The organism is Moraxella sp. CTOTU47915, from assembly GCF_031986685.1.
In the GTDB taxonomy this organism is placed as follows: Bacteria; Pseudomonadota; Gammaproteobacteria; order Pseudomonadales; family Moraxellaceae; genus Faucicola; species Faucicola tetraodonis.
The window spans coordinates 68388-92219 of sequence record NZ_DAMAAE010000006.1 but is presented as its reverse complement, the minus strand read 5'-3'; the positions used below and the strand labels follow the sequence as shown (position 1 = coordinate 92219).

23 protein-coding genes are annotated in these 23832 nt (G+C 44.4%); 13 read left to right on the top strand and 10 right to left on the bottom strand.

What is annotated here, in order from left to right; all coding sequences use genetic code 11:
- The first annotated feature begins 74 nt into the window (after positions 1–74).
- Entirely contained in the window at positions 75–500 is a 426-nt protein-coding gene (locus tag RTL34_RS06525) for a hypothetical protein (RefSeq protein ID WP_284034699.1), read from the top strand.
- Between the two features lie 70 nt (positions 501–570).
- Here RTL34_RS06525 and RTL34_RS06520 read toward each other — a convergent pair whose 3' ends face one another.
- From RTL34_RS06520 to tsaB, 3 genes are all read right to left on the bottom strand, one after another.
- Entirely contained in the window at positions 571–1371 is an 801-nt protein-coding gene (locus RTL34_RS06520) for a class I SAM-dependent methyltransferase (RefSeq protein WP_312115586.1), read from the bottom strand.
- 6 nt (positions 1372–1377) lie between these two features.
- Positions 1378–2214 (bottom strand): undecaprenyl-diphosphate phosphatase, encoded by an 837-nt coding sequence (locus RTL34_RS06515; RefSeq protein ID WP_096489281.1) that lies wholly within the window; start codon positions 2212–2214, stop codon positions 1378–1380.
- A 113-nt stretch (positions 2215–2327) separates the two neighbouring features.
- Positions 2328–2999, bottom strand: coding sequence for a tRNA (adenosine(37)-N6)-threonylcarbamoyltransferase complex dimerization subunit type 1 TsaB (gene tsaB / locus RTL34_RS06510; protein WP_312115583.1), 672 nt, complete (start codon positions 2997–2999; stop codon positions 2328–2330).
- A 334-nt stretch (positions 3000–3333) separates the two neighbouring features.
- Here tsaB and RTL34_RS06505 point away from each other — a divergent pair, with 334 nt between their 5' ends.
- The 3 genes from RTL34_RS06505 (at position 3334) to ubiA (ending at position 5994) form a co-directional block, all read left to right on the top strand.
- Positions 3334–4149 (top strand): oxygen-binding di-iron domain-containing protein, encoded by an 816-nt coding sequence (locus RTL34_RS06505; RefSeq protein WP_138018574.1) that lies wholly within the window; start codon positions 3334–3336, stop codon positions 4147–4149.
- Positions 4150–4165: 16 nt separating this feature from the next.
- Positions 4166–4990, top strand: a complete 825-nt coding sequence (locus tag RTL34_RS06500) for a methyltransferase domain-containing protein (protein WP_312115582.1) — start codon at positions 4166–4168, stop codon at positions 4988–4990.
- A gap of 92 nt (positions 4991–5082) precedes the next feature.
- Positions 5083–5994, top strand: a complete 912-nt coding sequence (gene ubiA, locus RTL34_RS06495) for a 4-hydroxybenzoate octaprenyltransferase (protein WP_312115580.1) — start codon at positions 5083–5085, stop codon at positions 5992–5994.
- Between the two features lie 69 nt (positions 5995–6063).
- Here ubiA and purN read toward each other — a convergent pair whose 3' ends face one another.
- Complete coding sequence (purN, locus tag RTL34_RS06490) at positions 6064–6759, bottom strand: phosphoribosylglycinamide formyltransferase (protein ID WP_312115578.1); 696 nt, start codon at positions 6757–6759, stop codon at positions 6064–6066.
- Between the two features lie 161 nt (positions 6760–6920).
- Complete coding sequence (purM, locus tag RTL34_RS06485; protein WP_312115576.1) at positions 6921–7967, bottom strand: phosphoribosylformylglycinamidine cyclo-ligase; 1047 nt, start codon at positions 7965–7967, stop codon at positions 6921–6923.
- 314 nt (positions 7968–8281) lie between these two features.
- On the opposite strand from purM, the gene RTL34_RS06480 reads away from it, so the two are divergent.
- Both RTL34_RS06480 and ttcA read left to right on the top strand, forming a co-directional pair.
- Complete coding sequence (locus tag RTL34_RS06480) at positions 8282–9508, top strand: AI-2E family transporter (protein WP_312115574.1); 1227 nt, start codon at positions 8282–8284, stop codon at positions 9506–9508.
- Between the two features lie 251 nt (positions 9509–9759).
- Positions 9760–10965: a tRNA 2-thiocytidine(32) synthetase TtcA gene (ttcA, locus tag RTL34_RS06475; protein WP_312115572.1), complete on the top strand. Its 1206-nt coding sequence runs from the start codon at positions 9760–9762 to the stop codon at positions 10963–10965.
- A gap of 248 nt (positions 10966–11213) precedes the next feature.
- Here ttcA and RTL34_RS06470 read toward each other — a convergent pair whose 3' ends face one another.
- Positions 11214–11879 (bottom strand): DUF2799 domain-containing protein, encoded by a 666-nt coding sequence (locus RTL34_RS06470; protein ID WP_312115570.1) that lies wholly within the window; start codon positions 11877–11879, stop codon positions 11214–11216.
- Between the two features lie 241 nt (positions 11880–12120).
- Here RTL34_RS06470 and RTL34_RS06465 point away from each other — a divergent pair, with 241 nt between their 5' ends.
- Genes RTL34_RS06465 through topA form a run of 3 tightly spaced genes read left to right on the top strand, consistent with a single transcriptional unit; the run spans position 12121 to position 16201 of the window.
- Positions 12121–12876, top strand: coding sequence for a nucleotide-binding protein (locus RTL34_RS06465; protein WP_309574761.1), 756 nt, complete (start codon positions 12121–12123; stop codon positions 12874–12876).
- An 8-nt stretch (positions 12877–12884) separates the two neighbouring features.
- On the top strand, positions 12885–13385 hold the full coding sequence (locus RTL34_RS06460) for a hypothetical protein (RefSeq protein WP_050324710.1): 501 nt from the start codon (positions 12885–12887) through the stop codon (positions 13383–13385).
- A gap of 47 nt (positions 13386–13432) precedes the next feature.
- Entirely contained in the window at positions 13433–16201 is a 2769-nt protein-coding gene (gene topA, locus RTL34_RS06455; protein WP_312115566.1) for a type I DNA topoisomerase, read from the top strand.
- A gap of 58 nt (positions 16202–16259) precedes the next feature.
- Here topA and RTL34_RS06450 read toward each other — a convergent pair whose 3' ends face one another.
- Positions 16260–16481, bottom strand: coding sequence for a dodecin family protein (locus tag RTL34_RS06450; protein WP_065253328.1), 222 nt, complete (start codon positions 16479–16481; stop codon positions 16260–16262).
- Between the two features lie 233 nt (positions 16482–16714).
- On the bottom strand, positions 16715–17650 hold the full coding sequence (gene hslO, locus RTL34_RS06445; RefSeq protein ID WP_138018583.1) for an Hsp33 family molecular chaperone HslO: 936 nt from the start codon (positions 17648–17650) through the stop codon (positions 16715–16717).
- Between the two features lie 368 nt (positions 17651–18018).
- Between hslO and RTL34_RS06440 the strand changes: the two genes are divergently transcribed.
- From RTL34_RS06440 to RTL34_RS06425, 4 genes are all read left to right on the top strand, one after another.
- A complete protein-coding gene (locus tag RTL34_RS06440; RefSeq protein ID WP_312115563.1) occupies positions 18019–19098 on the top strand; it encodes a glutamate/aspartate ABC transporter substrate-binding protein in 1080 nt (359 codons plus the stop codon).
- A 136-nt stretch (positions 19099–19234) separates the two neighbouring features.
- On the top strand, positions 19235–19981 hold the full coding sequence (locus RTL34_RS06435; RefSeq protein ID WP_040404072.1) for an amino acid ABC transporter permease: 747 nt from the start codon (positions 19235–19237) through the stop codon (positions 19979–19981).
- On the top strand, positions 19978–20649 hold the full coding sequence (locus RTL34_RS06430; RefSeq protein WP_007116978.1) for an ABC transporter permease subunit: 672 nt from the start codon (positions 19978–19980) through the stop codon (positions 20647–20649). The genes RTL34_RS06435 and RTL34_RS06430 overlap by 4 nt, the downstream gene beginning before the upstream one ends.
- A gap of 115 nt (positions 20650–20764) precedes the next feature.
- On the top strand, positions 20765–21493 hold the full coding sequence (locus RTL34_RS06425; RefSeq protein WP_143822824.1) for an amino acid ABC transporter ATP-binding protein: 729 nt from the start codon (positions 20765–20767) through the stop codon (positions 21491–21493).
- A gap of 72 nt (positions 21494–21565) precedes the next feature.
- On the opposite strand, the gene RTL34_RS06420 is transcribed toward RTL34_RS06425, so the two are convergent.
- Positions 21566–22924: a WS/DGAT/MGAT family O-acyltransferase gene (locus RTL34_RS06420; RefSeq protein WP_312115561.1), complete on the bottom strand. Its 1359-nt coding sequence runs from the start codon at positions 22922–22924 to the stop codon at positions 21566–21568.
- 28 nt (positions 22925–22952) lie between these two features.
- Positions 22953–23804, bottom strand: coding sequence for a thiazole synthase (locus RTL34_RS06415; protein WP_312115559.1), 852 nt, complete (start codon positions 23802–23804; stop codon positions 22953–22955).
- Between the last annotated feature and the right edge of the window lie 28 nt (positions 23805–23832).

Genomic DNA, 23832 nt, shown 5'->3' with positions numbered 1-23832 from the left:
TGAGCAATTTTTACTATATAGGCTATCAAGTACGTTGTCGGATTGAGCGATTTATTGATAGTAGAGGAATACCCATGCAAAACACACTAGCAAAAATCACCATGCTGAGTTTAGTATCGGCGCTTACGTTGACAGCTTGTGATAAAAAGACAGACAGCACAGACAATGCCGCGGCAGCGTCAGCGGCAGAATCACAAGCCGTACCAATGTCAGCTGCGCCTGCCGATGAAAAAAATAGCGCCGCTGTGACCGAAGCCAATGCCACCGTAGATGCCGGTCCTGACGCTACCAGCGCCAGTGGCACGGCAGCGACCCCTGTTGATGCGATGCCAGCAAGTACCGAGGCAGACGCCACAGATGACGGCGGCGCGGATAATTCAGACATGGATAAGATTACGGAAAATGATACCGTGATTGATAATGCCCCTGCCTCGCCCAATGCACCAAAAGCCAGCGATGATGCAGCGCCTGCCGTCGGTAACCAAAAGGTTGGTCAATAATAACCAGACCCACAAAAAAAGCTGATACTCATCAGCTTTTTTTTAACATGGCAACTAGACGCTATTCAAACTAAATGCGGTTCAAATAATTATCAAAACGCACGATATCATTTGATAGGCTTAGGTTGGGCGATTTGTCTGCAAGAAAAGGCGCTGATTTAGGTCTTTTAACTACCACCATACCGTGTGGGGTGATTTGCGCCAACGCTGCCGACAATAATTGTTGTGATTGCGCAATCGACGGTGGGGTCGTCACAGTATGCAACATCTGCATATGTTTATTAACCGCTGATTTGTAGCTATCCGCGGGAAACATCGGATCTAGATAGACACGGTCAACTTTTGGCAATTTAGCCAGCAATTCTATCGCGTCGCCATGATAAATCGTTAATCGACTCATCAATTTTTGCCAGTTGCGATGCTGCGCCATTTTTTGCTGTTCCAGTTGCAATAGTAAAAACATAAGTGGCTGCTGCTCTAGCAAAGTCACACTGGCACCGGTACTTGCCAAGATTAGGCTATCATGCCCAAAACCTGCGGTCGCATCAATGACAGTCATGCTGGCTTGTAGCTGCATGGCTTTGAGTAGCAGTTCAGTTTTTTTGCCCGCTTTGACCACACGCTGTTGTAGGCTTTGCCAATTTGGGCTGACTTTCATGCCCGCTGCGATGACAAAAACATCGCCTACCTCATCAATCAGCACACTGTTATCATCGACTGATTTCAGCCATTTTTGAGTTACTTTGCTAGTAATCTTTTGCAATTGTAAATCGACGGATAAAGGGGCGAGTATCGTTTCAACATTTGCCAAACGCTGCTCGCTTGGCAAAGTGTCAACATAATACAGTTGGATTGATTGATGAGATAGCATAGGGATTTAAATATAGCCCAGCATACCAGCGATGAGTACCAGTACGCCTACCACGATACGCCACCAAGCAAAAATCGTAAAATCACGGGTACTGACCCAGTTAACCAACCATTTGATGAAAATCATGGCAAAAATAAATGAGACTACCACACCCACTGCCATGATGGTCCAGTCTTCAGCACTGGTCAAAATATGATGGTTTTTGGTCAGATCTAATAGCCCAGCACCTACTAATACAGGAATCCCTAAAAAGAAAGAATATTCCGCAGACGCCTTACGTGATACCCCCAAAAATAGAGAGCCAATAATCGTAGAACCAGAGCGAGAAGTACCAGGAATCAAGGCAAGACATTGAATCAAACCGATGATAATCGCCGTTTTAATATCAATATCTTCCGCTTCAGCATATTTGACGGTATGTTTGTGTTGTTGGCGCTCTGCCCAGAAGATAATCAAACCACCGACAATCAAAGAGATTGCCACCACGGTTGGGTTAAACAACGCCGCTTTTAACGCTTTATCAAACATCAAACCTATCAGCATAATCGGAATGGTGGAAATAATCAGCGAGATGCCCAGTTGACGCGGGTTTTTACGCTCAGGGTCTTTACCCGTGATAAGTCCCATCAAGGCACGCCATAACCGTCCCCAGTACAAATAAATTACCGCTGAAATCGCACCCAGCTGAATGACGACGATAAACAAGTCGGCTTTATCTTTGGTCCAAAAATTTAACAAGGAGTCGGCAAGAATTAAATGCCCGGTACTTGAAATCGGTAAAAATTCGGTAATGCCCTCAACCATGCCCATGATGATGGCTTTAAAAATCAAAATAAGATCCATAACGTATCCAACAATGTTAGTGATTAACAGTCAAAGCTAACAATTTTTGCGCTTATAACAAGATAAAGGGTAGCGAGTCAAACTTAACACAACATGAGTAATCAGCCGATAAATTAAGTCTTTTGTTGTTCGGCTAGTGTTTTCCACGCATTATTTCTTAAATAAACCGGCAACGCCAGCTCAGCAGGGACTGATTGGTGCTGCTCATACAAGGCTAGCCCAAGTTTGGCAATGATAACCGCTGAGGGGCAAATATCGGCAAAGATGGCTTGACCTAGCTGCGCATTGACCAAGGTTGCGCCATTACCTACTAAGGCTAAGTCTTTGTCTATCACACTGTCATAATCAAGTAAATGCTCAGTAGCACCTGCCACAAGCTGCATGATACCAGCGCTCATAGCGTATTCACCGGCGTACACTTGGTTCATGCGCGCATCTGTCAGCGCCAATACGTGGGGGCGTTGGTGTAGTTCAAATGCCGATTGGGCGACAGCTTGCAGGCTTGATATAGGCAAACAAGGCACATCATGGGCAAAGGCGATGGCTTGCGCTACCGCCGTATTAATGCGTATGCCACTAAAAGCCCCGGGACCTCGATTAAAAGCAATCGCAGTCAGTTGTGACCAATCAATCGATGATGCTGTCATCAGCGCGTGTATCATCGGCAAAATTTGCTGGGTTTGCAGACGATTTCCCGTAAGGGTCTGTTCAGCGACCACATTACCCGCTAAATCCACGAATGCCACTGAGCATTGGTCAAACACACTTTCAAGTGCCAAAATCATAACAAATTGCCTTTACCGTTTGCAGCAATCATGCGCTTAAAGCACACAAATTTTGCCTAAAAAATTGCTTGGTATGATACCACTAAAAACAAATTTGAGCATAATTTAGTTAACAGGGATTTAAGCAAAAATGCCTCAATCCCGTCAATAAAATGCTATAATCCTTACTATTTTTAGGGATTTAAAGCCAATGTGTTAAAGTTGATAGCTAACGGTTAATAATGGTTTGCAAAGTCACTCAAAGTCACTTTGCTCCGCACTTTTATAGCGTGTGTGATAGCGTTTTTTATCAGTAGTTTAAGTTTTATTTGTCGGTTAAATGGGCAGGTAGGCTATGAGCGGTAAAATAATTTTTGATAATGGCAAGCATCAGTGCATTATGTTTAGTGATTTGGTAAAAGGTGACGGTATTCAGTCCAATCAATTTTTAATTTTGCACTCAGATGAGGAAACTGTCGGCGCGGTTATTGACCCAGGTGGGGACTTGACCTATACGCCGCTAACCCTAGCATTGCTCAAACATACGGATATAAGGCATATTCGCTATGTGATTGGCTCACACCAAGACCCTGATATCATTGCGTCATTACCGCGCTGGTTACTGCATACCCAAGCCAATATCGTTATCTCAAGATTGTGGGAGCGTTTTTTACCGCATCTTAACTCCGCGTTTACCACTGATCGTCTGCAAGAAGGGTATCTTAAGCGCTTGATTGCGCTGCCGGATGAAGGCGCGGTGTTGCCTTTGGGTAAAACCCAGTTATTTGCTTTGCCTGCGCATTTTCTGCATTCAGAAGGTAATTTTCAATTTTATGACCCCATCAGCAAAATTTTATTTTCAGGCGATATGGGGGCTTCGTTGTTGGGTGATGCGAATGTGCCAGTGGAAGATTTTGATTCCCATATTCCGACCATGCGAGGGTTTCATCAGCGCTACATGGTCAGCAATAAAGTCACCCGCTTTTGGGCAGATGCGGTTCGGCAGTTAGACGTCGAGATGATTGTGCCGCAGCATGGCAAATCTTTTGTTGGCAAAGCCATGATTAATCGCTTTTTGGATTGGATAGGCAATTTGCCTTGCGGGGTTGATTTGCTCACACAAGACGATTATGACTATGCAGGGCTGATTAATAGTGTTAAAGTTAACTGATTTGTTGTTTTAGTCGATGATGTCCTGTACTGTTACCCCTGTTTTTGAACAATTTGCCACCTCATACGATGCCGCCACGCCGATTCAATCGCAGGTGGCAGAGCACTTGGCGCAGCTCATTGTGCGTTACCATACCGGCGTAACCGATATGTGCATGGTGGATGTGGGTTGTGGCACAGGAAAATTGACGCAGGCGGTAATGTCAAAGTTTTTACAAAACGCAGCGTTAGCTTCCGCTCAGTTATATGGTGTCGATACTGCTGCCAGTATGCTTGCAATTTGGCAACAGCGAGTCGCGCATCTTTTGTCGATGCCGCTGTCATCTACCCCAGTCTCGTCGCTACCAGCTCCCACAATGACGCTACACAGCCAAGCGCTTTGCGCCAATATGGCAGATATGGCATTGGCAAATCAATCTGCCGATTTGGTGATGAGTAGTTTTGCCCTTCATTGGACATCGCCAAGCGTTATCGCAGAGCTTGGGCGCATTGTCAAAACCAAAGGTCAACTGCATTTGGCAATTCCGGTGGCAGGCTCTTTTCATCAAGTCAGTCAGCGCTTTCCCAATTTACCTGTTTTTGATTTTTTACCCAGTCACGCTTGGCTAGCGGCGATAGAGACGTTGCGGCAACAGCGTCAAGGCACGCTAATGTATCACACCGAGCAATCGTTTGCTTTTTCTTATGACAATTTAAAAAGTCTGTTAAAAAATCTCAAGCAAATGGGCGGCGCCGTCTCTGGCAAAGACAGCATCGATACAGCGACATTTAGACGCTATTTGCAAGACCAATCGCCGATTGGGCTGGATTATGAGCTGCTGATGATTGGCTTACAGCTGTAAGGGTAACAAATTTATTGACGATTTAGCTAACGTTTAGCGTTACACTAGCATCAACTTTATCCCCCTTTTTGATTAGTTTAATTAACAACTCTATGACTACGCACACTCTGTCTTTTAAAGATAAGCTACAAGCCTATATTCACCTGACCCGCTTTGATAAGCCTGTGGGCATTGAGCTGGTGTTTTGGTCGACTTTATGGGCGGTTTTTTTGGCGGCAAAAGGGTTTGAGCAACTCCCACCTTGGCATGTGGTGGCAATCTTTGCGACGGGTGCGGTGTTGATGCGAGCGGCAGGCTGTGCCATCAATGACTTTGCTGATAGAAAAGTCGATGGGCATGTGTCGCGAACCAAAGGTAGGCCGCTGGCGGATGGTCGCTTGACGGGTAAAGAAGCGGTTTGGACGTTTTTAATTTTATCTTGGGTGAGTGCAGCGCTATTAGTGTTTTTGCCCGTGCAGGTTTTTATTTGGTCATTTGGTGCGGTGGCGTTGGCGTTTATCTATCCGTTTATGAAACGCTTTACCCATTTACCGCAAGTATTCTTGGCGGCAGCTTTCGGCTGGGCGATTCCGATGGCGTATGTTGCGGTATCGCAAGTATTAACGGGGCAGACCGAAGTTGATATTTGGTGTTGGCTGCTGTTTTTCGGCTATATGTGCTGGACGGTGGCGTATGATACCCAATATGCGATGGCAGATCGTGAGGATGATTTAAAAATTGGGGTCAAATCCACCGCGATTTTATTTGGTAAACACGATGTGTTGATAATTAGCCTACTTCAAGGGGTATTTTTGCTCAGTTTGGCGGGCGTGTTTTGGCATTATTTTGGCGCGCTTTCAGTATTGGCGCTGCTACCTATCGTTGTCATGTTTTACCGACAAAATAAACAATGTCTCACCTATGATCGCAAGCTTTGCTTTAACGCATTTTTAGATAACGTGTGGGTAGGACGCTATGTATTTTTGCTAATCGTGATATTGAGTGTATCGGCACTTCGAGGATAAAATGTGATAAACATAAAAAACGCCTAAATTTGATTGTAGGCGTTTTTTTTGATAATAGCCATAATTTGACTATAACCATAACTTGATAGGCAAATTGAGTCCAAGGCGGTTGGTGAGTTGGTTATTTTTCAGTGAAACAATCCGCTCAGCAAATAACCCCACCACCATAGGCAGCAGTTGGTGCTCCATCGCATGAACGCGCTGCTGTAATTGGCTAGCATTCTCAGCCGCGTTGACGCAGGTCACCGCTTGGGCGATGACTTCCCCTGCATCGAGTTCGCTCGTTACCAGATGCACGCTGCAACCATGATAGCGCTCGCCAGATTGTAGCACGCGGGTATGGGTATCTAAGCCTTTATAATTGGGTAGCAGTGACGGGTGCAGATTTATCATGGGTACATTTAATCCCGTGCTGCTAGTCACCCCATCAATAAACAGCGGCGTTAAAATCCGCATAAATCCTGCCAACACCACCAAATCAGGTTGCCACGCGCGTAATTCTTGCAGTGCCTGTTGTTCAAAACCGACACGGGTATACTTTTTGCCATTATCGTCACGCTCAATCACCGCGGTTGCAATATTGGCTTGCTGCTGCTCATTGGTAAGGCGGATGCGCTCAAGCGCGTAGGCATCGGCTTTATTACTAATCACGCCAACGATTTGAATGTTCAATAGTTGCTGTAGCTGCTTATCAATTAATACTTGCAGATTACTGCCACTGCCAGAGACGAGGACGGCAATTTTTAACGGGGTAGGGTTTGTCATGTTTAACTTCATAAGGATAGCAAAGCAATAGGTTAGAAAAACTAAGGTGCGTAAAAACGCACCTTTTAAATCAACGCAAGGGTAAACTAGCTCAAGGATAAATTAGCTTAATGGTAAAATAGCCTAATATAGTAAAGTAACCGATTGAGTCGCTGATAACATTAGCGATAGGTTACTGCATCGCCCTGTCTTTCAACGATTTCACCCAATTTCCATGCGGTTTCGCCTTGTTCATTGAGTAAGTCAATGGCTTTGTCTGCTTTATCTGCCGGTACCACGACGACAAAACCCACGCCGCAGTTGAAGGTGCGGTACATTTCCATCTGCTCGATATGACCTTTTTGCTGAAGCCATTGGAACACAGGCGGGAATGTCCAAGAACTCACATCAATTTGCGCCGCCAAATGGTCGGGCAATACGCGTGGTAGGTTCTCCGTCAAGCCGCCACCGGTGATATGTGCCATCGCATGCAAGCTTGCGTTGCCCAAGGTTTTTTGCAGTTGTCCAATGGCTTTGACATAGATTTTTGTCGGTGCCATCAATACGTCTTTTAATGCTTTGCCGTCTAATTGTTCAATGGCAACATCGGCACCGCTGACTTCAATGACTTTACGCACCAGTGAGTAACCATTTGAATGCACGCCGCTAGAGGCGATACCGATTAACACATCACTGTTGGCAACGTTTTTACCCGTGATAACTTCCGACTCTTCGACGACGCCGACACAAAAACCTGCCAAGTCATAGTCGTCATCTTGATACATACCCGGCATTTCAGCCGTCTCGCCACCGATGAGCGCACAATTTGCCAATTTACAGCCGTCACCAATACCGGTGATAACTGTTGCTGCGGTATCGACGTCTAGTTTTCCTGTGGCATAATAATCCAAGAAAAATAACGGCTCGGCGCCACAGACTAGCAGGTCATTGACACACATCGCGACCAAGTCTTGACCAATGGTGTCGTGTTGCTGCAGTTGTAAAGCCAGTTTAAGTTTGGTACCGACACCATCAGTCCCTGAGACCAATAAAGGGGATTTATAGCCTTGTGGAATACGGCACAAGGCACCAAATCCACCCAAACCACCGACTACTTCAGAGCGGCTAGTTGCTTTGGCAACTGATTTAATGCGCTGAACTAACGCTTCGCCAGCATCGATATCGACGCCAGCATCTTTATAACTTAACGAAGTGGGTTGTGTAGTCATGGTCTTCCTATCGCCAGAATCATTGGGAAAAGTAATACGCGCATTATACCCAAATTCCCATCAAAAAGAAAAATAATCCATCGCTTTCTAGCTGGCTAGCATTAGGCTTTTCATCGTTCATAACGCCTTCTAGCCCCACAAATGTGATAGGGCTTTATAACATAGCTTTGAATATTTGTATGAGTTGTGCAGTTTGCGCTATCTATTTTTGTCAAATTACCTAAAATTAGTCGAAAATACAACGATGGCAGTGACCGTCTTTTATTTGACATTACCCTTTTATTTTTGGCGTATTTGGCTTTTTTGAGGAACCTATGTACAACCCATTCCCTTATCGATTTACGAAAGATGTGTTTTTCAAACGGGTATTTATATCGCTGTTTTTGGTTGCAATAGGCTATATCATTTATCAATTGCAATCGGTGATTTTGCCATTTTTGGTAGCATTTATTTTATCGTATGCGATTAATCCGCTCGTGCAAAAATTACAGGACAAGGCGCACATTCGCCGCTGGGTGGCGATTTTGCTGGTATATTTGTCCACTGGGCTGATGATTGGATTGATACTTTGGTGGCTCATTCCACTGGTGTGGGAGCAGTTACAATCGGCATGGAAGTATGTACCGACAGCGATTGACTATTATAACAATACGTTTCGAAGCTGGGTGCGTTCTCATACCCCCATACGCTTGCCTGCCATGCAAGTACGTGATATGTCCAAAGGCTTGGTGGATTATCTCAAAGAAAACTACAATATCACCGATGCGCGCTCATTTTTTACTAATTTAATGTTATCAGGCATGAATGTAATCAACGTGGCGGGCATTGTGGTGCTGGTGCCGATTTTGATGTTTTATTTTTTATATAATTGGGATGAGCGCTTGGTAAAAATGCGGCATATGATTCCCAACCGTTATATTCCATCGGTCTATCGCATCGCCAAAGAAAGTGATGAAGCGTTGATGTCATTTATCAAAGGTCAGTTACTGGTGATGGTGTTGCTCGGTATGGTGTATGCGGTACAACTGCAACTCATTGGACTTAAAGTCGGTCTTATCATCGGTATGATGGCGGGCATCGCAAGTTTTGTGCCGTATCTTGGCTTTACCCTGGGCTTTATTGCGGCGATTATTGCAGGGCTGTTTCAATTTGGCGTGGACTGGGTACATTTAGTGTTAATTGTCGGTGCCTTTATGGTGGGGCAGGCGGTGGAAGGTTATATTCTGCAGCCGTTATTGTTGGGTGATAAAATTGGTTTATCTCCCCTGTGGGTGATGTTTGCGGTACTTGCAGGAGCGGCACTGGCAGGCATTGCAGGTATGCTGATTGCTTTGCCGCTCGCCGCTGTGCTCAATGTGCTATTCCAACATACATATGACAGTTACCGTGAAACTGAGTTTTATAAAGGCGATGCTCAATATAGTCTATTTAAAGAAAAAAATCTGATGGATATCAAGCTTGAGCAGCAACAAAAACAAATCGAGGAGCAAGTAAAAAAAGAAAATACCAGTTGGATGACGCGGATAAAAAATATGTTCTAAAACAGCAAGCTGTCATTCAACTGACTACAAGCGCGTAATTTTGCCGTATAATAGCCGCCTATCTGATAAGCATTTCCTATCCGATAGGCGGCTATAGATACGCTCAATCAAGCATTTATTGTGGGTGGTATTTTAGTCCGCCTTACGCTAAATGCTTTTTTATTTGCAATTATCCCAATCAATTACGCGTCGTTGATAGCTGAAGCGTCCTCATATTTTTATTTATTGGTTTATCATCAGTTAGGTATTTTATGCAATCAAACAATTCTGTAAACCCAGCGGCAACCATGTCTGCCGTTGAATTAAATCCCCAATTATCAGCCCAACTATTAGAGAGTGACGTAGACTCAGATAGTGACATAGATGGGCTTGATGATAATGATTGGGATGATGATGCGTCAAACAATGATGCTTTAAAAAATGACGCGCAGCAAACATTGGGCGATGCCAAAGGGGACAGTCAACGCGATGACATCAAATCCGCGCGTTTTCGTAAGCTACAAAAAAAATTACGTAAGCTGGTCTCTTGGGCGATTCGTGACTACAACATGATTGAAGACGGTGATGTGGTCATGGTGTGTATTTCAGGCGGTAAAGACAGTTTTACCTTACTGGATATTTTATTGTTCTTAAAGAAAATAGCACCGATTCAGTTTGATGTGATTGCCGTCAATCTTGACCAAAAACAACCTGATTACCCTGAAGATATTTTGCCCAATTATCTGACCAAGCATGGCATTCCGTATTATATTTTAGAAAAAGATACCTATAGCGTGGTCAAGCAAATCGTACCAGAAGGTAAAACTTACTGTTCTGCGTGTTCACGTCTGCGCCGTGGTTCGTTATATGGATTTGCCAAACAAATCGGTGCAACCAAAGTGGCACTGGGTCATCACCGTGATGATATCATGGCGACGTTTTTCTTAAATTTATTTCACGGCGGTAGTCTCAAAGCGATGCCACCAAAACTGTTATCGGATGATGGGCAAAATATTTTGATTCGTCCGCTTGCGTATGTGGAAGAAAAAGACATTATCAAATATGCCAATTATAAGCAGTTTCCGATTATTCCTTGTAACCTGTGCGGCAGTCAAGAAAACCTACAACGGGCGATGATTAATGACATGCTGCGTACATGGGATCAACAATACCCGAATCGCTTGGATTCGATATTCGGCGCGATGCAAAATGTCGCACCGTCACAGCTCGCTGACCGTGAGTTGTTTGACTTTGAAAATTTGCAGTTAAAGCGTGATGAGCATATCCGTGTATTTGAAGGGGAAAACATCCAAGCGGGGCAGATTGATGAGCAACTTCAGCAAAAAGGCGTGCCAACCGCACCCGCTGTGCAAACCTTTGACCCCACCAAATCTCAGAAAAACAAAGCGCCTCAAAAATCCAAAGCCCGCCAAAACGCTGAGAGCCAAAAAATACCGACAATCAATCCTTTGATTTGATAACCAAGCAGGTCAAGCACACGGCTATTTTGGTTGCTGTAATGGATTAAGCTATTAAGGTGATAAGCGGTTGATTCGATAAGCTGCTGGTTTAATAAGGAAGCTCGGTTAAATAAATCCAAGCTTCTTTTTTAGTTTTAACCTATAAATTGTTGTCATCACGTAGCGGGTTATATTGTTCAATGAGATTTCAAAACAAAATTTTACGATAAGTTAGTTCGTCATGTTGTTTTTTATCTTAGCTGCAATTATTTTTTTGACCCAATGGTTGCATCATTGCTAGGGGTAACAGGGCTTGGCATAACAGGGCGAGGCGCTACAGGTTGGTTTGATGTAGGCTGATGGGTATCAGTGTATTTTGGATAGCGGTTGTTAGGTACACTCCGCGGATAATACGGACGTGACCTTCTATCTAAACCGCCCCAACCACCAAAACGATTACTATAGAAGGGTGAGCCCCAAAATGGGTCGGTGTTGTACCACAGTTGATTTAGCCTTTGCTCACGTTGGTAGTTGAGATAACCTTCGTCATGCGCTTTTAACAAATCAAGCGTCATCGATTGTGGGCATACATCATTGTAGTCATAGCCCTCACGTCCCAACTGGTAAGCACGTAGCGGTGTGCAATAACGTTTTAACCCTGCTTCACGACCTTGTCGCCACTGTTGCTGGTTGGGTACAGCATTGGCTTTAGCGCATTGCTTGATATGCTTTTGAATATAATCTTGACTGCGACCCAGTAAACCATCTTGATAACCAACGGTTTGCCAATTGCTTTGTTGGCACTGAGTGGGTGTTAATCCGCCACCCAAGGTAGCACAACCTGTCATCGAGGCAGTGACAGCAAACAGTCCAAGTATTTTTTTTGAGGTGGTTGCTGGGTGATAGGTTTCTATGAATGAAAGCATCGTCATGGTGGCACCTTTGAGGTTTACGGTCGCCATTAGTCAGTCAAAAACTGGCTAAACCGATTAAACCGTTAATGAATTGATATTTTTTAATTTAGCAGATTATTTATATAAAAGCATTTATCAATGGTTAAAATTTTGTTAGGCTACTTAATACAACCAAATGAATAGCGTCAAATTAACAGGGTCAAATTTTTGAGTTAATGTGGTGATATTGCATTAATTTTTTATCAACAGGGTGAGGGTCATGCAAAAAATTTTAATCGCCAATCAAAAAGGGGGATGTGGTAAAACCTCGATTGCGGTAAGTCTAGCGGCGGCATTGGCAAACCAAGGCAAAACAGTGGCATTGGCAGATGCAGACCCCCAAAAATCAAGCCTACAGTGGCTAAAAATGCGCCCAGCGGACGTACCTGCCGTTATCGGTATTGACTGGCGCGATAGCAATGATATAGGTGATATCCCAAAAACCTTGGGTAAAAACGACTGGCTGATTATTGATGCCCCAGGTGCGTTATCAGGCACTAAAGCCGAGCAGCTGATTGCCGAATGCAAGGCGATTTTAATTCCTGTTTTACCTGCTTTTTTTGATATTGACAGTACCAAACGCTTTTTAAAAAGCCTAGAAGACATCAAACGTATCCGCAAAGGCAAAGTCGATATTTATCTGGTTGCCAATCGCGTGCGTAGTCAATTGATGCAGGACAATGAGCCGACCGAAAAACTGATGGCGTATTTTACTGATATTGGGCAGCAGCCCCTGGCTTGGCTATCTGAGCGTAGTATTTATCAAGCCTTGGCAGAGCGCGGCTTGACGATTTTTGATAAAAGCCAAAAACCGTATCGAGACATTCAAGCCCAGTGGCAGCCAATTATGGATATGCTAGCTTCCGAGCTGCAGCCGACTGATAAAGCTGACGCCAAAGCCGAAAACAAAGCTGACACCAAAACTGAAGCAAAAACCTCATCTAAAAAATCCAAAAATAGCAGCTGGTACGAGTGATATAATCAATGGGAATATGGATAGCCATCGCCATCGGGGTGTTTATTGTCGGTAGTATCATGGGGTTAAAACCATCTGCTCGCGAGACCATGCGTGATAATCTGCGTATGGCAGCCAGACGCGTGGGCGTGCAGCCAAAACTGGTCGCATGCCCCAATTGGATTATCGGCGATACAGGCGAACGCGGTAAAGGCATGATGGCGCAATACGGCGTGGTGATTGAGGACGCGAAGATGCGCCCCTGTGATTATCAAGTGATTGAGGGCAAATGGCGACCCTTTACCGGGCATTATCCCGCTAATTTTGCGCTCGATAATCGGGAGGTGGATTTACCGGCATCCATCGCAACAACTGTTAAAGGTTTAAGCTGTAAAGCCAATTTTGTGTGTATTTATTGGCAAGAAAATAGCCAACTGGGCATGAAATCAGAACTTGAAACCACCGAAAAAGACCTAATCATGTTAAAAAGTAAATTGCATGATTATGCCAAATTGGTGCAGAATAACTAACTTTTCGTATTTTAACTTACCCTTTTTAATGATTTTGTGAACCCAACATGAGTAAAACACCGACAGCGAGAAAATCAACCAAAACCACGGATACGGCTGATACAAAAGCAGACACGAAAGCCGCCCAAAAAGCCGCAACCAAAGCCGCCGCGCCCAAATCAACAACCAGATCAAAAGCATCGAAAACAGCGCCTAAAACGTCGGGGCAAGGCAAGGCCTTGGTGATTGTCGAATCCCCTGCCAAAGCCAAAACCATCAATAAGTATCTGGGAAATGATTTTATCGTCCGCTCTAGCGTGGGGCACGTGCGTGATTTACCTGTGTCGGGTTCTGGTGCAACAAAAACCGATGATAAATCGGATACCAAGCTCACCAAAGAGCAAAAAGCGCAGCAAGCCTTGGTACGGCGCATGGGCATTGACCCCGAGCACGACTGGGTGGCGCATTATGAAATTCTACCCAGCAAAGTTAAAGTCATTAAAGAATTAAAATCCCTTGCCAAAGACGCCAAAGAAATTTATCTTGCAACCGACTTGGATAGAGAAGGGGAAGCGATTGCCTGGCATCTCAAAGAAGTTATCGGTGGCAGTGATGACAAATACAGCCGCGTGGTATTTAACGAAATCACCAAAAACGCAATTCAAAATGCCTTTAAAAGCCCCACCAAGCTAAACTATGACCGTGTCAACGCGCAGCAAGCCAGACGATTTTTAGACCGTGTCGTAGGTTTCATGGTATCGCCATTGCTATGGCAAAAAGTAGCGCGCGGACTGTCGGCAGGGCGAGTACAATCTGTCGCCACGCGTTTAGTGGTGGAGCGTGAACGTGAAATTCGTGCTTTTACTCCAGTGGAATATTGGGAAATCCACAGCAATACCCACAGCCAGCAAGCCAAACAAGAGACCATTCGCCTAGAAGCGGTAAAAAAAGCGGGCAAACCCCTTGAACTAAAAAACGAAGAACAGACCAATGCCGTTGTTGCGCTGCTTGAACAGTCAGATTTTATCGTGGCGGATCGGGAAGAAAAACCCACCCAATCAAAACCGTCTGCACCCTTTATCACCTCGACACTGCAGCAGGCCGCAAGTACCCGCCTTGGTTTTCCGGTCAAAAAAACCATGATGCTGGCTCAGCGCCTGTATGAAGCAGGTCATATCACTTATATGCGAACCGACAGTACTTTTTTGTCAGCGGATGCACTTACCAGTGTGCGCGGTTTTATTGACAAGCAATACGGCGCAAAATATGTCCCAACATCGCCCAATGTGTATGGCAACAAGCAAAACGCCCAAGAAGCGCACGAAGCGATTCGCCCGTCAGATGTTTTGGTGCAATCTGCCTCGCTAAAAGACATGGAGCGCGATGCCCAGCGTTTATATGAGCTGATTTGGCGCCAGTTTGTGGCGTGTCAGATGCCACCTGCGCAGTACCAATCCATGACGTTGATTGTCAATGCTGGCGAGATTGAGCTTAGAGCCAAAGGTCGGGTGATGACCTTTGATGGGTACACCAAAGTACAGCCCCCTGCCAAAAATGAAGACAATCTATTACCTGATGTAAAAATCGGGGAAAAACTGGTGGTCGATAGTATCGAGCCTACCCAACATTTTACCAAGCCACCGGCGCGCTATACTGAAGCAAGCCTAGTCAAAGAACTGGAAAAACGTGGGATTGGTCGTCCATCCACGTATGCCGCTATCATCTCAACCATTCAAGAACGTGGGTATGTCAAGGTAGAAAACAAACGTTTATTCGCCGAAAAAATGGGTGATATCGTCACTGACAGATTGGTCAACAGCTTTCCGCATTTGATGGACTATACTTTTACCGCAGGGCTGGAAGAAAACCTAGATGAAGTCGCTGAAGGCCAGCAAAACTGGAAAAAAGTGCTGGATGATTTTTATGGCGATTTTAAAGGCAAATTAGAGCGTGCCAAAGACGAAGACGGCATGAAGCCCAATGACCCAACCGATGTTCCAGATATTCATTGTGACTTATGTCAGCGCCCAATGCAGATCCGTACCGGTTCAACAGGGGTGTTTTTGGGTTGTACCGGCTATAATTTACCCCCCAAAGAGCGTTGTAAAGGCACCAAAAATTTGATGCCTGTGGAAGCCTTTCATAGCCAAACCAGTAAAGAGAGCCAAAATCTCGGTGAGGACGACGCGGACAACAACGACGAGATACAAGCGCTACTTGAGAAAAAACGCTGCCCGAAATGCCATACCGCGATGGATGGGTATATCGTCGATGGCGGGTTAAAACTCCATGTCTGTGGTAACAATCCTGACTGTGATGGCTATCTATTAGAAAAAGGCGTCTTTGAAACCGCAGGCAATGACGATGTGCCTACCATACCTTGTGATAAATGCGATGGGCAAATGGTGCTTAAAACTGGGCGTTTTGGTGCCTATTTTGCCTGTCAGCAGTGCAATAACACCCGTAAAGTGCTCAAAAATGGCGATGCAGCGCCGCCACGCATGACCGCAATCCCTATGCCAGAACTCAAATCACAAAAATTTGATGACCATTATATTTTGCGTGAAGGGGCAGCAGGGTTATTCTTGGCAGCGTCAAAATTTCCTAAAGTGCGCGAGACGCGCCCACCAAAACTGTCAGAGTTACGCGCGATACAAGATCAGTTGGAAGATAAATTCCAGTATTTATTTACCGCGCCAGATACCGACAATGAGGGCAATCCAACAATTTTGCGTTGGAGTCGTAAAAATGCAGAGCAATATATCGGCTCAGAAAAAGACGGCAAAGCCACTAAATTTGCCTTGGTTTATCGAAAAGGACAGTGGGTGGAAGAATAATGGCAACCAACAAAAAACCCTAGCCTATGCTAGGGTTTTTTATGGATAAATAAAATCTTTATTTTAAATCAGTGCTGTCATCTTCAATTACAAAGCTAACAATCATCATCACGTTATAGCTAGTGATATTACCATCACTAATGCGTACTTTTTGCTCTTTAATCCAAGCACCTTCCACGTTATTAACCGTTTTGTTGACTTGTGTAATGCCTTTTTTGATCGCATCTTCAAAACTTACCGTTGAGCTGCTACTAATTTCAATATTTTTTGCCACTGACATAACGATATCCTTATTTTCTATTATATTATTTTCCTAATTAATTTTTAATCTAAAACTTATCAAGTTTAACTTAAGTTATCGCAAACCCGATGTTTATAACTTATCAAATATGCAAAAAAATACCAAAGTTAACTTGTAACTTTGGTATTAGTTTTGGCTATCACATCAACTAGAAGCGTAACCAATATTGCGCTATTTTAAATGATGTAAAAGTAGCTATGCAATCCATTAAATTAAGCAAAAATCATTTCAATATCTTTGTGATCAAAACGGTAAACATGCCCGCAGAAACCACAATCTAACGCCAATTCACCCCCATGCTCATTAGCAATTTCTAATGCAGCTGGTTTGCCCAACTGAAAAATTGCCGATTCACTTTTCTGCTGTGAGCAGGTACAAGCAAAGGTCAACGGCATAGGCTCAGCCGTCACCACGTCTTCTTCATGATACAATCGATATAAAATCTCATCGGCTGGCAAGGTGGTTAATTCTTCAGCTTTTAGCGTTTTGGTTAAAATTTTTAAGCGGGGGAACAAGTCATTATCCACCGTCTCATACTCTTCTTCTGTGGTACGTGGTAGCAACTGCAGCACGATACCGCCCGCTTGCTCACCATCACAAGCCAAGTTGATTAGGGTAGGAATCTGCACAGATTGCTGTTGGTAATGTGCCAAACAATCCGCCAAGTTATCTGCCACACGTTCAACAATGCCTTGATACCCTTCTGCTTGCGTGCCATACGTGGCATCAGGTTGGATATTAATAAATAACACCCCTTCACCCACTTTACCAAGTTTGGCAAAGGCATCATTTGCCGTTTGTGCGGATTGCCACGAGCCTGTCCACTCTGCAAGACCTCGAATGTGACCTTGGTGGTCGCACTCTGCCATCGCCCAAGTTAAGCTGTCCTGTTCAGTATCCGCGGCTGCACCTGAATTTTGTAATTGAATGGATAGACGACCTTCGATTTTTAATGTACCAATCAGCAAGCTTGCCGCAACCAACATTTCCCCAAGTAGTTTTTGCAGGGCAACTGGGTAATCTTTTTGCTGCAATATCGTCTGCAGGCTGTCATTGATGCGTACCACGTCACCGCGTACAGGGCTTTTCTCAAAATAAAAACGTTGGCGCATATCAAAATCGTGAAGTGCTTGAGTCGCTGTTGTCATAAATAACCTATCTTAAGTGAGTTTTAATCAATTTATTGAACTCTAAATGGGGATAAAATAGAAAATAGCAAAAAAATGGTAAAAAAATTGTCGATGATGAAAAAAATATTTTTTGTAAATCTATTGTCACAACACAGAAAAGTAAATTACTATAAACTCACATTTGAAATCTTTTGAGTATCCTAAACTATTTTTTATCAGTCATTGTGCAAGGTTTTGCCAAATTTTAATAGGTGCAATGAGAGATGATGAAGGACAGGGAAGGATAAGCATAAAGAGATGGGGGGAGTCTTTTTACTCGATTTGGCATTGAATGCCACACAGCGAAAAGATTAACTAAGAACGTATCATACGACAAGGATCATAGGATGATTTTAATCTCTAAAAAGCCAATCGCCTTAGCAACCGTTGCTATTATGGCATTAGGTCTTGCAGGTTGTAACAAAGCCAGCGACAACAAAGCGGCAGGGACTGAAGGTAGCCAACCAGCGGCTACGGCTACTGGTGAAAAAACGCTCGATAAAATTAAAAAATCAGGGGAAATCGTACTGGGTTACCGTGATTCCTCAATTCCATTTTCTTATATCGCAGGTACGCCAAACCAACCTGTGGGTTATGCCCATGACCTGCAATTAAAAATTGTTGATGCAGTCAAAAAACAATTGAATATGCCAGACCTCAAAGTGCGTTACAACCTAGTAACCTCACAAACCCGTATCCCATTGGTACAAAATGGTACGGTCGACTTAGAGTGTGGTTCAACCACCAACAATGAAGAGCGCCAAAAACAAGTGGCTTTCTCAAACGGTTTCTTTGAGATTGGTACTCGCTTATTAACCGCTAAAGATTCAGGCATCAAAGATTTTGCGGATTTAAAAGGCAAAACCTTAGTGACTACCGCAGGTACTACTTCTGAGCGTTTTATCAAGAAACTCAACGATGACAAAAAAATGGGCATTAACATCGTTTCTGCCAAAGACCACGGCGAATCTTTCTTGATGTTAGAAAGCGGTCGTGCGGCAGCCTTCATGATGGATGACGTACTGCTTGCAGGTGAAAAAGCCAAAGCCAAAGATCCAAACAAATGGGTCATTGTTGGTACCCCACAATCGTATGAAATTTATGGCTGTATGATGCGTAAAGACGATAGTGAATTCAAAAAAGTAGTCGATGATGCGTTGGTTGCGACTTATTCATCAGGTGAAATCAACGACATCTACAAAAAATGGTTCATGTCACCGATTCCACCCAAAAATATCAATATGAACTTCCAAATGTCTGACAACTTAAAAGACTTGTTAGCAAACCCACATGACGGCGCGCAACCAAAAGACGTTGCTAATGCAGCCGCATCTGCTACCGTCAATGCAGTAGCAACGGGCGCTAGTAATGTGGCAACCGCTGTGGCATCTGCAAGCAATGCAATTGCAAGTGCAACAAAACCTTAGTTGATGGGATAACAACAAACTAGGTTAGGAAGGTTACTATCCAACATAAAACTGACGTCATCACCTATCAATTGTGGTTACGTCAGTTTTAGTTTTTGGGTAAATCAATTTGCTAGACAGGATTTTGGGGGTGGCAATGAATTATAGTTGGAATTGGGGCGTGTTGCTGCAACCAACAGGCGTAGGCAACGAAGTCTACTGGCAGTGGCTATTGACAGGCTTTAAATGGCTGTTGGTCATTGGTGGGAGTGGGTGGCTGATTGCCTTAATTATCGGTACGATTTTAGGTATTATGCGTACTTTACCAAATAAAACTGCCAGAGCGATTGGTACGGCTTATGTGAGTTTTTTTCGTAACATTCCGCTATTAATACAGTTATTCTTCTGGTTTTATGTGGCACCTACTTGGCTGACACCTGCCTTACAAAAATGGTGGTTTCAAGAGTTAGACCCAAATACCTCGGCGGTGATTTCGGCAAGTATAGGTCTTGGGTTATTTACTGCGGCGCGTATCGTTGAGCAAGTGCGTACGGGTATTGAATCATTGCCAAAAGGGCAGACCAATGCTGCCTATGCGCTCGGGTTCACCTTACCACAGACGTATCGTCATATCGTCTTGCCACAGGCGTTTCGGGTGATTTTACCACCGATGAGTTCTGAGCTTACCAACTGTTTTAAGAATGCCTCGGTCGCTTCATTGGTCGGGGTTACTGAGCTGATTAGCCAAACCAAAACTATCAGTGAATATACCCAAAACAATATCGAAGTATATACCTTTACCACGATTATTTATTTATTGTTTAATTTGGTGTTGATTTATTTTATGACTTGGCTTGAGAAAAAATTACGCATCAAAGGTCAAATCGATGGGGGTGGCGCATGAATATGATGGAATTACAAGCCGCAATGCCAGGGTTGATGGGTGGCTTATGGATCACCTTCAAAGTGTTATTTTTAGCTATCATTGGCGGTTTGGCGCTGGGTACGATTTTAGCCTTGATGCGATTGTCGGGCATTCGTATTTTAGCCGTGCCTGCCAAGCTGTATGTCAACTTTTTCCGCTCAGTGCCGCTGCTGTTGGTATTGCTTTGGTTTTATTTTGCTGTGCCGATGGTGTATAACTTGGTGACGGGCACGTATTTGACGTTGGATACGGCGTTTACTTCGTGCGTGGTGGCATTTATGGTGTTTGAAGCCGCATATTTTTCTGAGATTGTACGTGCGGGTATCCAGTCAATTGGCAAAGGACAGGTCAATGCTGCTAAAGCCTTGGGTATGACTTATGGTCAGACCATGCGCTTTATTATTTTGCCACAAGCGTTTCGCAAGATGTTTCCGCTACTGCTACAGCAGTCGATTATTTTGTTCCAAGATACGACGTTGGTGTTTGCGATTGGCTTGGTAGATTTCTTCCGAGCCTCATACGTGCGCGGTGACTTGATGGGGCTACTCACCCCCTATATCTTGCTGGCAGGGGCGTTTTATTTTGTGGTCAGTCTAACCGCATCGACCGCTGTCAACCACCTACGCAAACGCTTTCGCATGGCTTAATCAATATTGAATAAAGGAAAATAACATGTCAGTAGTTACTAAAATTGATGAAACCACCTGGCTCAACGAATTTGGTGGCTTGGTATCAAACAGTGGACACGCCAGTCCCGATATCATGATTAATGTCAACAAAATCAGTAAATGGTATGGCGACTTTCAAGTATTGACCGACTGTACCGCGCATGTGCACAAAGGCGATGTGACCGTCATCTGTGGTCCATCAGGTAGCGGCAAATCAACTTTAATCAAAACCGTCAATGGTCTTGAAGCGTTTCAACAAGGTGAAATCTTGATTGATGGCATGTCGGTCGGCGCCAAAGAAACCGACTTGCCAAAACTACGTAGCCGTGTAGGGATGGTATTTCAGCATTTTGAACTGTTTCCACATTTATCCATCTTAGAAAATTTGACCTTGGCACAAATCAAAGTATTGGGTCGTAGTCAGTCTGAAGCGCAGAAAAAAGGCTTGGGTTATCTTGACCGCGTGGGCTTGTCAGCGCATGCCAAAAAATACCCTGCCGAGTTGTCAGGCGGTCAGCAGCAACGGGTGGCAATTGCGCGTGCGCTCAGTATGGACCCGATTGCAATGCTATTTGATGAGCCAACTTCCGCGCTTGACCCTGAGATGATTCAAGAGGTGCTTGAGGTGATGATTGAGCTTGCTAATGAAGGCATGACCATGATGTGTGTGACCCACGAAATGGGCTTTGCGCGCCAAGTCGCCAACCGTATTATCTTTATGGATCAAGGTCATATCGTTGAAAACTGTAGCCGTGAAGAATTCTTTGCCGGTGCGCGTAGCGAGCGTGCGAAAGATTTCTTGTCAAAAATTTTAAATCACTAAAGATAAGATAAAGTTTATTTCAATAAAAAACGGCAGTCACTGCCGTTTTTTATTGTCAAAGTTTGCATTAGCCTAATTGCTGATGAGCGATTCAAATTGCTTGAGTTCCTCTTCCATATAGGCAAGTAATCGTTGGCTATGGGGCAATATTTGGCTACAGGTGACGATACAAAACTCGATTTTATCCACGTAAGTACACAAGGTGATATTCATCGCTTGGTCATTGAGCACAATCGAGGCAGGATACAGCGCCTGCAATTTTGCCCCTTGCCAATACAAGGGCTGATGCGAGCCTGGTACATTTGAGATAATCAAGTTAAAACCGCGATAATCGGGAAACAGACCCGTAAGTACCTGCAACCCTGAACGGCTATAAGCAACCCCACTATAAATAATCGATGAGGCTTGCTTCATCCGTGAAAAGCGTTTTTTACTATTTTTGGTGCTGCCATTAATCGTCTTTAACCGTGCCACAGGGTCGGCAAGGTGGGTGGCAAGATTGGCTAAAATAAAGGTAATTTGATTGCCAACGTGTTGGCTTGCGCTATCGTTGTCATCGCGCAGGGATAAGGGTACAAAAGCAATCAAGGGTTTTTTGGGTAAGCCATCGATATCGAGCAAATAACGGCGTAACGCGCCCGAACAAATCGCCAAAATCACATCATTGACGGTCACAGCGTAATGTTTGGCGATGGTTTGAAAACGAATAAGCTCATAAGATTGGGCAGAGATACGCCGTGAGCTTGATACTGGTTGGTTGAGGGGGCTATCTGGCGCTTGGGTGGTGGTAATGTAGTCTTTGTGAAATCGCTCTACCACATTTTTACCTAAGGCTTTGATGGCAGGCGGGATAGCCAGCGCTTGCTCTTTGACGACACGCAGAAGGGATTTATCTTCTGGTATCAAAGCATCGAGTTGGTGACGATGGCGGGTCATTAGCGACCAAATTGGCAAGCTAATACGCTCGGTTGGCGATTCTGATAGCGACTTTTTGACCAAACGAATCGCCGCTATCCCATCGACCATAGAATGGTGAATCTTAAAATACAACGCAAAACGATTGCCTTCAATCCCCTCGATGATGTGACATTCCCACATCGGTTTGGCACGGTTGAGTAATTTGCTGTGCTCTTGAGATACATAGGTCAATAGCTCACGGATGCGTGCCGGTTTGGGCAGGGCGATATGGCGAAAATGATGGTCGACTTCAAAGTTTTCATCGGTTTTCCACCATGCTAAATGATATAACACTTGGTTAAACGGAAAACTCGGCAGCATCTTTTGCGTGACCATCTGCTGCACCAAATCACTGACAAAGGTATCGCTTGCGCCATCGGGAATCTCAAACAAGAACAGCCCACCAATGTGCATCGGCTGATTGCGATTTTCAAGTAAGATAAATAACTGGTCAATGGCGGTGAGCAGACGCATGCGATGTCCTTAAGTATGAAATAATAAATTAGCGGAAAAAATAGCCAGTCTGTGGCGAGCTAGCTTGTGCCATATAACGCGCTGGCATACGACCCGCCAAGAAAGCCTCACGTCCAGCTATCACCGCGTGTTTCATGGCAGACGCCATCAATACAGGGTTTTGTGCATGGGCAATCGCGGTGTTCATCAGCACACCATCACAGCCCAATTCTAAGGCAATGGCAGCATCACTGGCCGTACCCACGCCTGCATCCACCAAAACAGGCACTTGGGTTTGCTCGATGATGAGACTTAAGGTATGGCGATTGAGCAATCCTAGACCTGAGCCAATCAAACTGCCCAATGGCATAATCGCCACACAGCCCATGCTCTCTAATTCTTTGGCAACAATCGGGTCATCTGAGGTGTACACCATCACATCAAAGCCATCATCAATCAAGGTCTTAGCCGCTTTCACGGTTTCGATGACGTTAGGATACAAGTTTTTTTCATCGCCCAATACTTCAAGTTTGACAAGGTTGTGCCCATCCAATAATTCACGCGCTAATTGACAGGTACGCACGGCAGTATCAGCATCAAAACAGCCAGCGGTGTTGGGGAGAATGGTGTATTTTTCGGGAGAAATCACATCGAGTAGATTGGGTTCATCTTTTTTCTGCCCGATATTTACGCGTCGAATGGCGACAGTGACGATTTGCGCGCCGCTGGCAGCGATGGCTTCACCTGTTTGTGCCAAATCTGTATATTTGCCAGTACCGACGAGCAAACGAGAGTTAAACGTGCGCGAACCAATGTGTAGGAGGTCGTTTGGGGCGGTCAGCGTATTTTGGATTGAAGAATTTTGGGTTTCAGGATTTTGAGTTAAAGTGGTTTGGGTCATTGTCATCCCTTTTTAGAGTTTGATTGTC

Excerpts from the sequence above, each read along its gene's own strand:
- RTL34_RS06500 (WP_312115582.1), top strand. The coding sequence starts at position 4,166 with ATGATGTCCTGTACTGTTACCCCTGTTTTTGAACAATTTGCCACCTCA.
- RTL34_RS06480 (WP_312115574.1), top strand. The coding sequence starts at position 8,282 with ATGTACAACCCATTCCCTTATCGATTTACGAAAGATGTGTTTTTCAAA.
- hslO (WP_138018583.1), bottom strand. The coding sequence starts at position 17,650 with ATGACAACAGCGACTCAAGCACTTCACGATTTTGATATGCGCCAACGT.
- topA (WP_312115566.1), top strand. The coding sequence starts at position 13,433 with ATGAGTAAAACACCGACAGCGAGAAAATCAACCAAAACCACGGATACG.
- RTL34_RS06520 (WP_312115586.1), bottom strand. The coding sequence starts at position 1,371 with ATGCTATCTCATCAATCAATCCAACTGTATTATGTTGACACTTTGCCA.
- RTL34_RS06440 (WP_312115563.1), top strand. The coding sequence starts at position 18,019 with ATGATTTTAATCTCTAAAAAGCCAATCGCCTTAGCAACCGTTGCTATT.
- RTL34_RS06415 (WP_312115559.1), bottom strand. The coding sequence starts at position 23,804 with ATGACCCAAACCACTTTAACTCAAAATCCTGAAACCCAAAATTCTTCA.
- RTL34_RS06435 (WP_040404072.1), top strand. The coding sequence starts at position 19,235 with ATGAATTATAGTTGGAATTGGGGCGTGTTGCTGCAACCAACAGGCGTA.
- RTL34_RS06515 (WP_096489281.1), bottom strand. The coding sequence starts at position 2,214 with ATGGATCTTATTTTGATTTTTAAAGCCATCATCATGGGCATGGTTGAG.
- RTL34_RS06470 (WP_312115570.1), bottom strand. The coding sequence starts at position 11,879 with ATGACGATGCTTTCATTCATAGAAACCTATCACCCAGCAACCACCTCA.
- RTL34_RS06460 (WP_050324710.1), top strand. The coding sequence starts at position 12,885 with ATGGGAATATGGATAGCCATCGCCATCGGGGTGTTTATTGTCGGTAGT.
- RTL34_RS06425 (WP_143822824.1), top strand. The coding sequence starts at position 20,765 with ATGATTAATGTCAACAAAATCAGTAAATGGTATGGCGACTTTCAAGTA.
- RTL34_RS06450 (WP_065253328.1), bottom strand. The coding sequence starts at position 16,481 with ATGTCAGTGGCAAAAAATATTGAAATTAGTAGCAGCTCAACGGTAAGT.
- tsaB (WP_312115583.1), bottom strand. The coding sequence starts at position 2,999 with ATGATTTTGGCACTTGAAAGTGTGTTTGACCAATGCTCAGTGGCATTC.
- RTL34_RS06505 (WP_138018574.1), top strand. The coding sequence starts at position 3,334 with ATGAGCGGTAAAATAATTTTTGATAATGGCAAGCATCAGTGCATTATG.
- RTL34_RS06465 (WP_309574761.1), top strand. The coding sequence starts at position 12,121 with ATGCAAAAAATTTTAATCGCCAATCAAAAAGGGGGATGTGGTAAAACC.
- RTL34_RS06430 (WP_007116978.1), top strand. The coding sequence starts at position 19,978 with ATGAATATGATGGAATTACAAGCCGCAATGCCAGGGTTGATGGGTGGC.
- RTL34_RS06525 (WP_284034699.1), top strand. The coding sequence starts at position 75 with ATGCAAAACACACTAGCAAAAATCACCATGCTGAGTTTAGTATCGGCG.
- ttcA (WP_312115572.1), top strand. The coding sequence starts at position 9,760 with ATGCAATCAAACAATTCTGTAAACCCAGCGGCAACCATGTCTGCCGTT.
- purM (WP_312115576.1), bottom strand. The coding sequence starts at position 7,967 with ATGACTACACAACCCACTTCGTTAAGTTATAAAGATGCTGGCGTCGAT.
- ubiA (WP_312115580.1), top strand. The coding sequence starts at position 5,083 with ATGACTACGCACACTCTGTCTTTTAAAGATAAGCTACAAGCCTATATT.
- RTL34_RS06420 (WP_312115561.1), bottom strand. The coding sequence starts at position 22,924 with ATGCGTCTGCTCACCGCCATTGACCAGTTATTTATCTTACTTGAAAAT.
- purN (WP_312115578.1), bottom strand. The coding sequence starts at position 6,759 with ATGACAAACCCTACCCCGTTAAAAATTGCCGTCCTCGTCTCTGGCAGT.